The following is a 9,356-nucleotide window of genomic DNA, read 5'->3' as shown; positions in this document are numbered from 1 at the left end:
CACGGCCAGGGGCTGGAGTTCGACGTCGGTCAGCACATGGATGGCGCGGTCGGCGCCAATCGCCATGGCGGTGCGCAGCGTTTCCTGGCACTGGGCCACGCCGCAGGACACGGCGATGACTTCGGTGACCACCCCTTTTTCCTTCAGACGCACGGCTTCCTCGACGGCGATTTCGTCAAACGGGTTCATGCTCATCTTGACGTTGGCGATATCGACGCCCGTGCCGTCGGACTTCACGCGGACCTTGACGTTGTAGTCCACGACGCGTTTGACTGGGACCAGTACCTTCATTGCTGCGGCTCCTCGATTTATGAGTTGAATTGACGTAAACGTAAACCTCAAACATTTTATGCCGCAAAGCAGCATTCCATGCAGCGATCAGCGCCCCTGCCAGGGCACAGGCGAAAAAAGAACGATCGTTCTATTCTAAGCCTTATCGGTGGATACACCGCCATTTTTCCCGGCCGGCCCAGCCGGAGGGCGCCATTCGCCGCGCGCCGCATCCTGGGCTTCGGGATCGATGGGCCAGGACAGCCGCTGCTGGGGCACGGCCAGCGCCACATTCGCGGCGCGCAGGCCGGCAAGCACCGCCATGTTCACATCGGAGCGCACATTGCCCTGGCCGTTGATGGGGTCGTTGATGTAATAGGTCAGGGTGAACTGCAGGCCATACGCCAGGATGTCGACCAGCAGCACCGAAGGCGCAGGCTTTTCGAGCACGCGCGGCTGGGACCGGGCTGCGGCGAGCAGCAGCGCCGTCACCTGTTCCACATCGCTGTCCAGATCCACGACGATGGTCGTGGTGAGCGAAAACCGCTGGTCGAAATAGGTGAGGTTTTCCACGCGCTGGGTGATCAGCGTCTCGTTGGGCACGATGGATTGGCGGCCGTTGGATGCGCGGATCACGGTGAAGCGGGTGCGGATGTCGGTGATCTGGCCCTCGAAGCCATCGACGCGCACGTTGTCGCCGATGCGCAGTGCGCGCTCGATCAGCACCAGAAAACCGCTGACGTAGTTGGACGCGATCTTCTGCATGCCAAAGCCCAGGCCCACGCCCACGGCGCCGCCCATCACCGACAGCGCCGTCAGATCCACCCCCACGGCGGACAGCGAAATCAGCAGCCCCACGGCGATCAGCACGGTGCGCATGATGTTCATCGCGACCTTGCGCATCGACAGGTCGGTGATCACCTGGTTGAGCACGCGCTGCTCGAACAGCGATGCCGCCCAGAGCACCGAGACCATCATCAGCCCCGCCGAGAACACGCCTTCGATCAGCGTGCGCAGACTCAGCGACGTCTTGCCCAGCGACAGATGCAGGCTGTCGAGGTCCTGCAGCACGCTGGGCAGCAGGCCCAGGCTCGCGAGCACGGCCACGCCCCAGACAAGCCAGGAGAAAATCCGCTCGAACAGCCGTGACCCCGTCGAGTCCGGGAAGGTCTTGACCAGCACGCGCACGACAAAGCGGATCACCGCCAGCGACAGCAGGATGGACACCGCCATGCGCAGCCAGAACACCGGCTGGTACTGCGACAGCAGCGCCTGCGCGCACCAGACCAGCACCAGCGACAGCAGCGGAAACAGCGCGCCATTGAGCGTCGTCTGGCCCAGCCACACCGAAGTGCCACCGCCGTAGTAAAGGCGCAGCGCACGCGTGATGCCGAACGCGAGCGCCAGGCTCAGCGCGAGCAATGCAAACTCGGTCCAGCTGCTCGAGCGCTGGAAATCGTCGATCAGGCGTTCGAAAGCGTCGAGCCCGCGGGTATTCATGTTTGCGCGCTCCACTGCGGCGTACGTTTTTGCGCGAACGCGCTCACGCCCTCCTGGGCGTCGGCATCCTGCATGTTCACCGCCATGGTCTGGCCCGCGAGTTGATAGGCCGCCTCGACGCCGAGTTCACGCTGCTGGTAGACCAGGGCCTTGCCCATGGCCACGGCGACGCGCGGCTTGTCGAGAATGGCCTGCACCAGCTGCTCCACGGCTTCGCCCAGCGCATCGGGTGCGACCACACGGTTGAGCAGGCCCTGGTCCAGCGCCGTCGCCGCGTCGATGAAGTCACCCGTGAGCAGCATCTCCATGGCCTTCTTGATCGGCAGGTTGCGCACCAGGGGCACGCTGGGCGTGGCGCAGAACAGGCCATAGCGTATGCCGCTGGTGGCGAAGCTGGCCGCGCTGCTGGCCACGGCCAGGTCGCACTGCGCGACCAGTTGGCAGCCCGCAGCCGTGGCCATGCCCTGGACCTGGGCAATCACCGGCACGGGCAGCTTCTGCAGGCTCAGCATCATCCGGCTGCACTGCGCAAACAACTTCTGGTGGCTCACCAGATCGCTGGCCGCGGCCATTTCCTTGAGGTCATGGCCCGCGCAGAACGCCCGGCCCTGTGCGGCCAGCACCAGCACGCGCGCCGACGCGTCGCTGGCCACGTTGTCGATCGCCGACTGCAGCGCCGCGAGCATGGGGCTGCCCAGCGCGTTGAAGCGCGCCGGGTCGTTGAGCGTCAGCGTGACGACGCCGCGCGCATCGCGTCGTACCTGCACCAGCGGATCGGCACCCGGGCCGCTGGTGCCCGCCATCGTGGAAGCGTCAGGCATGTGAAAAACCCCCTGAAAAAAGCAAAGGCCGCAAGGCGTGCGCGCTCAAAGATCGGCGAGCACGCGCAGATGCGCTTCAACGCTGCGCCCCAGCGCGCTCATCGCATAGCCGCCTTCGAGGCAGGAGACGATGCGGCCCTTGGAATAGCGCCGCGCCAGGTCCTTGATGCGGCTGGTGATCCAGGCATAGTCGTGCTCGTTCATCGCCCACTGGCCCATGTCGTCTTCGCGGTGGCCGTCGAAGCCGGCGCTGACAAAGATCATCTGCGGCTTGAACGCCTCGAGCCGCGGAATCCACATCATCTCGACGATTTCGCGGATGTCCATGCCCTTGGTATAGGCCGGCAGCGGCACGTTGACCATATTGGACGCAGGCTGCTGGTCGCCGGAAAAAGGAAAGAACGGGTGCTGGAAGACGCTGACCATCAGCACGCGCGGATCGCCGGCAAGGATGTTCTCCGTGCCGTTGCCGTGGTGCACGTCGAAGTCGACGATGGCCACGCGTTCCAGGTGGTGGTGCTCGAGCGCATGCAGCGCAGCAATCGCCACATTGTTGAAGAAGCAAAAGCCCATGGCCTGGTCGCGCATTGCATGGTGACCGGGCGGGCGCACGGAGCAAAACGCATTCTCGAGTTCGCCGGCAATCACCGCATCGGTGGCCGCGACGCCGGCGCCGGCGGCATGCAGCGCGGCCGTCCAGGTATGGGCGTTGATGGCTGTGTCGGGATCGATCTGCGCATAGGGCGCGCCGCCGATCAGCTTGGCCTGCTCGAGCTGCTCGCAGCGCACGCGCAAGGCCTGCAGGTATTCGGCGTCATGCGCCAGGGCGATATCGGCCAGCGGCGCAGCAGGTGCGTCGCGCCGCTCGAGCGCATCGCCCACGCCGCAGATCAGCAGCCGGTCTTCGATCGCATCGAGCCGTTGCGGGCATTCCGGATGCCCAGGACCCATTTCGTGTTTCCAGCACTCCCGATGGGAAAAATAGCCCGTCTTGCCCACTGTCATGTCTCCGCAGTCGTTTTTCGGCTAACGTGGCGCCATGCAAGCACAGCCCCACATCCAATCGCTACTGAATCAGCTTAACACGGTGATTGTGGGCAAGACAGCGCAGGTCCAGGACTGCGTCGCCTGCCTGCTCGCCGGCGGCCACCTGTTGATCGAGGACGTGCCGGGCGTGGGCAAGACGACTTTGGCACATGCGCTGGCCCATACCTTCGGCCTGCAGTTCTCGCGCGTGCAGTTCACCGCCGACCTGATGCCCAGCGATCTCACGGGCGTGTCCATCTACGACCGCGGCCAGGAGAATTTCGTCTTCCACCCGGGCCCGGTGTTCACGCAGCTGCTGCTTGCCGACGAGATCAACCGCGCCAGCCCCAAGACGCAAAGCGCGCTGCTCGAAGCCATGGAAGAAAAGCAGGTGTCGGTCGAAGGCCACAGCCACCGCCTGCCCCAGCCGTTTTTCGTGATCGCCACGCAGAACCCGCTGGACCAGCTCGGCACCTACGCGCTGCCCGAAAGCCAGCTCGACCGTTTCCTGATGCGCATTTCCCTGGGCTACCCCGACCGCGCGGCCGAGCGCGAATTGCTGCGCGGCAATGGCCGGCGCGACCTGCTGGACTCCCTGCAGCCGCTGATCGACGCCAGCGAGCTCGCGCAGTTGCAGGCCCAGGTACTGGCCGTGCATGCGTCGGACGCGCTGCTGCACTATGTGCAGGACCTGATCGACGCCACGCGCTCGGGCCGCTGGTTCGTGCAGGGCCTGTCGCCGCGCGCCGGCATAGGCCTGCTGCGCGCGGCCAAGGCCCAGGCGCTGATCAGCGGGCGCGACTATGTGGCCCCCGACGACGTGCAGGCCATTCTCGCGCAGACCGTGGCCCATAGACTGGTGCCGGCCATCCATGCGGGGCGCGGCGCGCTCGAGCAGGTGCGCGCCATGCTCGACGCCACGCCGCTCGCATGAGCGGCACGCGAGCGGCCCGCGGCTGGAACCCGCTGCGTCCCCTGCGCCGCGAACTGCACAACCGCTGGCTCGCGCGCCTGCCGCGCACCGACCAGTTGCCCCTGACCCAGCGCAATGTCTTCATCCTGCCGACCAGCGCCGGCTGGATGCTCGCGCTGACGCTGGCCGTGCTGCTGGTCGCGAGCATCAACTACCAGCTCAACCTCGGCTATCTGCTGACCTTCCTGCTCGCCGGCAGCGCCGCCGCGGGCATGCTGGTCGGCCATGCGAACCTGCGCGGCCTGGTGCTGCAGCTGCAGCCGTCCGCGCCGGTGTTCGCGGGCCAGCGCTGCGCGCTGCGCATCACCCTGGACAACCCCGGACGGCGCGCGCGCCACGGCATCGCGCTGGCCGTGACCCAGGACCTCGACGGCCCGCCGCAATGGGCCTGGACCGATGTGCCAGCGCAGGCCGGCGCCGTGGTCGAACTGGCGTTCGTGCCGCAGCAAAGGGGCTGGCACCTGCTGCCCCGCGTCACGGCCGAAACCCGTTTCCCGCTGGGCAGCTTTCGCGCCTGGAGCTATTGGCGCCCGGCAACGCAGTTGCTGGTCTACCCGCAAGCCGAGGCCGCAGCGCCGCCGCTGCCGCCCGCCCGCCCCCTGGGCACGGGCCGTGCGGGCACGCGCGCCGCCGGCGCCGAGGATTTCGACGGCGTGCGCACCTACCGCCGCGGCGACCCGCTCAAGCAGGTCGTGTGGAAGAAAGCCGCCCAGGCCTGGGCCACGGGCGGCGCGCTGGTCAGCCGCGACCGGCCCCAGGCCCAGCCCGGGCGCCTGTGGCTTGACCCGGCAGCAACCGGCCTGGCCGATTCCGAAGCGCGCATCGCGCGGCTCACGGCCTGGGTGCTGGCCGCCGATCGCCAGGGCCTGCAGTGGGGGCTGGAGCTGCCCGGCGCCGTGCGCCTTGCGCCCGACAGCGGCGCGGCCCACCGCGAGCGCTGCCTGGAAGCGCTCGCGGTGTATGCACCGCCTGGAGCCACGCCATGACGCTGCGTGCACGCCTGGACGCCTTGCCGCGCGACACGCGCGACACCTTGTTCCTGCTCGCGGTGGTGGCCTGGGTGATCGCTCCGCATGCCAGCCACCTGCCCTGGTGGACCCTGGGCCTGGCGCTGTGCCTGCTGGTCTGGCGCGGCCTGCTGGCCTGGCGCGCGCAGCCGCTGCCCGGGCGCTGGGTCATGGGCGCGCTGCTGCTGCTGGCCGTGGGTGCGACCTGGCTCACGCACCACAGCCTCGTGGGGCGCGATCCGGGTGTGACGCTGGTCGTGCTGCTGCTCGCGCTCAAGACGCTGGAGATGCGCGCGCGCCGCGACGCGCTGGTGGTGTTCTTTCTCGCGTTCTTCACGCTGCTGAGCCACTTCTTCCACTCCCAGTCGCTGCCGATTGCCGCGGCGCTGCTGATCGCGCTGCTGGGCCTGCTGACAGCCGTGGTCAACGCCCATCTGCCCGTGGGCCGGCCGCCGCTGAGCGCGTCGGCGCGCATCGCGGCAAAGCTCGTGCTCTGGGGCACGCCGGTCATGCTGGTGCTGTTCGTGCTGTTCCCGCGCATGGCGCCGCTGTGGGGCCTGCCTGGCGATGACCTCGCGGGGCGCAGCGGCCTGTCGCCCGACATGACCGTGGGCGAGGTCGCGCGCCTGGCGCTCGACGACAGCGTCGCGCTGCGCGTGCGCTTTGACGCGCCGCAGCCGCCGCGTTCGGCGCTGTATTTCCGCGGCCCGGTGCTGTCGGTCTTCGACGGCCGCCAGTGGCGTGAAGCGCCGCGCTTCAACCCCGACACCTGGGAAGCCGATGAGCAGACCGCGCAACTGCAGGTCAATGGCCCGGCCATATCGTACGAGGCCACGCTCGAGCCGCACCGCCGCCGCTGGCTGCTGACGCTGGACGCCGCAGAAACCGCGCCCGAGCTGCCGGGCCAGCGCGCGCGCATGACGCCCCAGCTGCAATGGCTGAGCCAGCGGCCCGTGACGGATGTGCTGCGCTACCGCGCGCAAAGCCATGTGGATTTCCAGCACGGCCCGCTGCAGGCCCGGCCTTCGCTTGCCGCCTATACGGTGCTGCCCGATGGCTCCGACCCGCGCACCGTTGCGCTGGCCGCGCAGATGCGCACGAACCTGGGAACAGCGCAGCGGGCCGGGGACGCCGCGGCGGCCAACGCGGCACTGGTCGAAGCCGCGCTCGCGCGCCTGCGCACCGGCGGCTACCGCTATACGCTGGAGCCGGGCGTGATCGCCGCGCACACGGCCGACGACTTCTGGTTCGACAGCAAGCAGGGCTTTTGCGAGCACATCGCCTCGGCATTCGTGGTGCTGATGCGCGCGCTCGACATTCCCGCGCGCATCGTCACCGGCTACCAGGGCGGCGAAGTCAACCCGGTCGACGGCTACTGGACCGTGCGCAACAGCGACGCCCATGCCTGGGCCGAAGTCTGGCTCGCGGGCCGGGGCTGGGTGCGCGTGGACCCGACCACGGCCGTCGCGCCCGGGCGCACCAGCGAACTGCAGCGCCTGGCACCGCCGCGCGGCGCTTTCGGCCAGGCCATGGACAGCGTCATCGCGCCCGGCCTGGTGCAGCAGTTGCGCGCGGCCTGGGAAGCGATGAACAACGGCTGGAACCAGTGGGTGCTGAACTACACGCAAACCCGCCAATCCGATCTGCTGCGCCAGCTGGGCCTGTCATCGCCCTCATGGCAGACGCTGCTGCAATGGCTCGCGGGCCTGGCCGGCGTCGCGGCGCTGGCCGTCTGCGCCTGGTTGTGGCGCGCGCGCCGCGCGCCCGCCGACGGCTGGCAGCGCCTGCGGCGCCAGGCCCACGCGCGGCTGCAGCAGGCCGGCCTCACGCTGCCCGCGCATGCCCCACCGCGCACGATGGCCTCACTGGCCAGCGCACAATGGGGGGACGATGCGGCGGCGATCGCGGACTGGCTGCTGCGCCTGGAGCGCCAGCGCTACGCCGGCCCCGCCGCCGATGCCCACCCGGCCCAGCACCTGTCCGAGCTGCGGCGCGAATTCAAATCCCTGACCTGGCCACGCGCCGGTCGGCCCCAAGATCCATGAAAAGACTGCTTTCCACCGCCCTTGTCTGCCTCGCGGCCTGCACCACCGCCATCACCCTGCCCGCTTTCGCGCAGACCGCGAAACAGCGCAGCGCGGTGCAGGGCACGACGCCCTACGCAGAGCGCAGTGAAGCCATGCAGTTCGCGGCCGATATCGCCGCGCGCCGCGACCTGCCGCTTTCCTGGGTCCAGGCGACGCTGGGCCAGGCGCGCTTTCTGCCCCAGGTGCCGCGGCTGATGACGCCCGCGCCCCAGGGCACGGCGAAGAACTGGAACGCCTACCGCGGCCGCTTCATCGACCCGGTGCGCATCCGTGCGGGCGTGCGCTTTTGGCAGACCCATGCGGCGGCGCTGGCGCGCGCCGAACGCGAATACGGCGTGCCCGCGGAAATCATCGTCGGCATCATCGGCGTCGAAACCGTCTACGGCCAGCAGATGGGCAACTTCCGCGTGATCGACGCGCTGGCCACGCTGTCCTTCGACTTCCCCCAGGCCCACCCCCGGGCCGCGGCGCGCACCGCGTATTTCCGCGGCGAACTCGAGCAGTTCCTGAGCTTCACGCACCGCAGCGCCATGGACCCGTTCGCGCTGCGGGGCAGCTACGCGGGCGCGATGGGCCTGGGCCAGTTCATGCCTTCGAGCTGGGTCAAGTGGGCCGTGGATTTCGACGGCAACGACCACATCGACCTGTTCGCCAGCCCGGTCGATGCGATAGGCTCGGTCGCCAACTACTTCATAGCCCACGGCTGGAAGCCCGGCATGGCGACCCATTACCCGGTCGCGCTCGACAGCACGCCCGAACAGATGAGCGAGCTGCTGGGCCCCGATATCCTGCCGACGTTCACGCCCGAGCGCATGCTGGCGCTGGGCGCGCGCGTGCAGCCGCCCGGCAACGCGCACAACGGCCCGCTGGCGCTGGTGGAGCTGCAAAACGGCGCCGATGCGCCGCTGTACATCGCGGGCACCGAGAACTTCTACGCGATCACGCGCTACAACTGGTCGAGCTATTACGCGCTGTCGGTGATCGAGCTGGGCGCCGAAGTCCGCGCGGCACGCGAGGCAGCACGCGCGCCCCGCGCGCGCTGAGCAGACCCACTCCGGGACAGACGCCCGTCGAAGGGTCGAAGGGCCTGGGCCGCCCTTTCACCGCGCCCGCATGGCGGCTGAGCGCCCTTTTTCAAGGGCCTCGGTGCTGAAATATTCATCACTTTCTTTCCTTGAAATCCTGCTTGTCCGACGTCATGTCAGTTCCAAGCGGCCGCCGCGTTGAGCGCCGCGCACTACCCACCAGGAGCTTTCGTGATGATCTTCACTGCACCCATGATTCGCCGTTCCAGCCAAGGTTTCCCGCGCGCCGCCGATCAGGCACTGCAGCGCTTTTTGCAGTCCACGCTGACCACCCCGCTCAACCGTCTGAGCGAAGCCTCGGCATCGGCCAGCACGGCTTTCACCGCGACCCAGGACGAGCAGTCCACCACTTTGCAGCTCGATGTGCCCGGCCTGTCGCGCGAGCAGCTGCAGCTGCGCCTCGAAGGCGCGCAGGTGCACCTGACCAGCGTCGAAGGCGCGCCGCGCAAGGTACAGCGCTCCTGGGAACTGGGCCATGAAATCGATGTGGCAGCCAGCAGCGCCAAGCTCGAAAACGGCGTGCTCACGTTGCGCCTGGCCAAGCTCGCAGCGGTCGACAAGGCCGTGACGCTCCACATCGAGTGACG

The 9,356-nt window shown here is 68.4% G+C and carries 8 protein-coding genes and 1 pseudogene; 5 read left to right on the top strand and 4 right to left on the bottom strand.

Annotation, left to right across the window (positions count from 1 at the left end; all coding sequences use genetic code 11):
* The 4 genes and pseudogenes from GVL12_RS21180 to GVL12_RS21165 form a co-directional block, all read right to left on the bottom strand.
* Positions 1-291, bottom strand: a pseudogene (locus tag GVL12_RS21180) (electron transfer flavoprotein subunit beta/FixA family protein); the annotation flags it as partial.
* A 135-nt stretch (positions 292-426) separates the two neighbouring features.
* On the bottom strand, positions 427-1,770 hold the full coding sequence (locus GVL12_RS21175; protein ID WP_159917542.1) for a mechanosensitive ion channel family protein: 1,344 nt from the start codon (positions 1,768-1,770) through the stop codon (positions 427-429).
* Complete coding sequence (locus GVL12_RS21170; RefSeq protein WP_200843970.1) at positions 1,767-2,591, bottom strand: enoyl-CoA hydratase; 825 nt, start codon at positions 2,589-2,591, stop codon at positions 1,767-1,769. The genes GVL12_RS21175 and GVL12_RS21170 overlap by 4 nt, the downstream gene beginning before the upstream one ends.
* A gap of 45 nt (positions 2,592-2,636) precedes the next feature.
* A complete protein-coding gene (locus tag GVL12_RS21165; RefSeq protein WP_200843969.1) occupies positions 2,637-3,542 on the bottom strand; it encodes a histone deacetylase family protein in 906 nt (301 codons plus the stop codon).
* Positions 3,543-3,630: 88 nt separating this feature from the next.
* Here GVL12_RS21165 and GVL12_RS21160 point away from each other — a divergent pair, with 88 nt between their 5' ends.
* The 5 genes from GVL12_RS21160 (at position 3,631) to GVL12_RS21140 (ending at position 9,354) form a co-directional block, all read left to right on the top strand.
* Entirely contained in the window at positions 3,631-4,551 is a 921-nt protein-coding gene (locus GVL12_RS21160) for a MoxR family ATPase (protein ID WP_159917540.1), read from the top strand.
* Positions 4,548-5,576 (top strand): DUF58 domain-containing protein, encoded by a 1,029-nt coding sequence (locus GVL12_RS21155; RefSeq protein ID WP_159917539.1) that lies wholly within the window; start codon positions 4,548-4,550, stop codon positions 5,574-5,576. Before GVL12_RS21160 ends, GVL12_RS21155 begins: the two co-directional genes overlap by 4 nt.
* On the top strand, positions 5,573-7,642 hold the full coding sequence (locus GVL12_RS21150) for a DUF3488 and transglutaminase-like domain-containing protein (protein ID WP_159917538.1): 2,070 nt from the start codon (positions 5,573-5,575) through the stop codon (positions 7,640-7,642). The genes GVL12_RS21155 and GVL12_RS21150 overlap by 4 nt, the downstream gene beginning before the upstream one ends.
* Entirely contained in the window at positions 7,639-8,727 is a 1,089-nt protein-coding gene (gene mltB, locus GVL12_RS21145) for a lytic murein transglycosylase B (RefSeq protein ID WP_159917537.1), read from the top strand. The genes GVL12_RS21150 and mltB overlap by 4 nt, the downstream gene beginning before the upstream one ends.
* Positions 8,728-8,943: 216 nt before the next feature.
* Positions 8,944-9,354: an Hsp20/alpha crystallin family protein gene (locus tag GVL12_RS21140; RefSeq protein ID WP_159917536.1), complete on the top strand. Its 411-nt coding sequence runs from the start codon at positions 8,944-8,946 to the stop codon at positions 9,352-9,354.
* Positions 9,355-9,356: the final 2 nt, after the last annotated feature.

The sequence above is a fragment of the Pantoea sp. 18069 genome, assembly GCF_902706035.1.
Classification (GTDB): Bacteria; Pseudomonadota; Gammaproteobacteria; order Burkholderiales; family Burkholderiaceae_C; genus Comamonas.
Note: the sequence above shows the minus strand (reverse complement) of the source record. Positions and strands in the feature narration are given on the sequence as shown.

Excerpts from the sequence above, each read along its gene's own strand:
- GVL12_RS21155 (WP_159917539.1), top strand. The coding sequence starts at position 4,548 with ATGAGCGGCACGCGAGCGGCCCGCGGCTGGAACCCGCTGCGTCCCCTG.
- GVL12_RS21140 (WP_159917536.1), top strand. The coding sequence starts at position 8,944 with ATGATCTTCACTGCACCCATGATTCGCCGTTCCAGCCAAGGTTTCCCG.
- GVL12_RS21150 (WP_159917538.1), top strand. The coding sequence starts at position 5,573 with ATGACGCTGCGTGCACGCCTGGACGCCTTGCCGCGCGACACGCGCGAC.
- GVL12_RS21165 (WP_200843969.1), bottom strand. The coding sequence starts at position 3,542 with ATGGGTCCTGGGCATCCGGAATGCCCGCAACGGCTCGATGCGATCGAA.
- GVL12_RS21175 (WP_159917542.1), bottom strand. The coding sequence starts at position 1,770 with ATGAATACCCGCGGGCTCGACGCTTTCGAACGCCTGATCGACGATTTC.
- GVL12_RS21160 (WP_159917540.1), top strand. The coding sequence starts at position 3,631 with ATGCAAGCACAGCCCCACATCCAATCGCTACTGAATCAGCTTAACACG.
- mltB (WP_159917537.1), top strand. The coding sequence starts at position 7,639 with ATGAAAAGACTGCTTTCCACCGCCCTTGTCTGCCTCGCGGCCTGCACC.
- GVL12_RS21170 (WP_200843970.1), bottom strand. The coding sequence starts at position 2,591 with ATGCCTGACGCTTCCACGATGGCGGGCACCAGCGGCCCGGGTGCCGAT.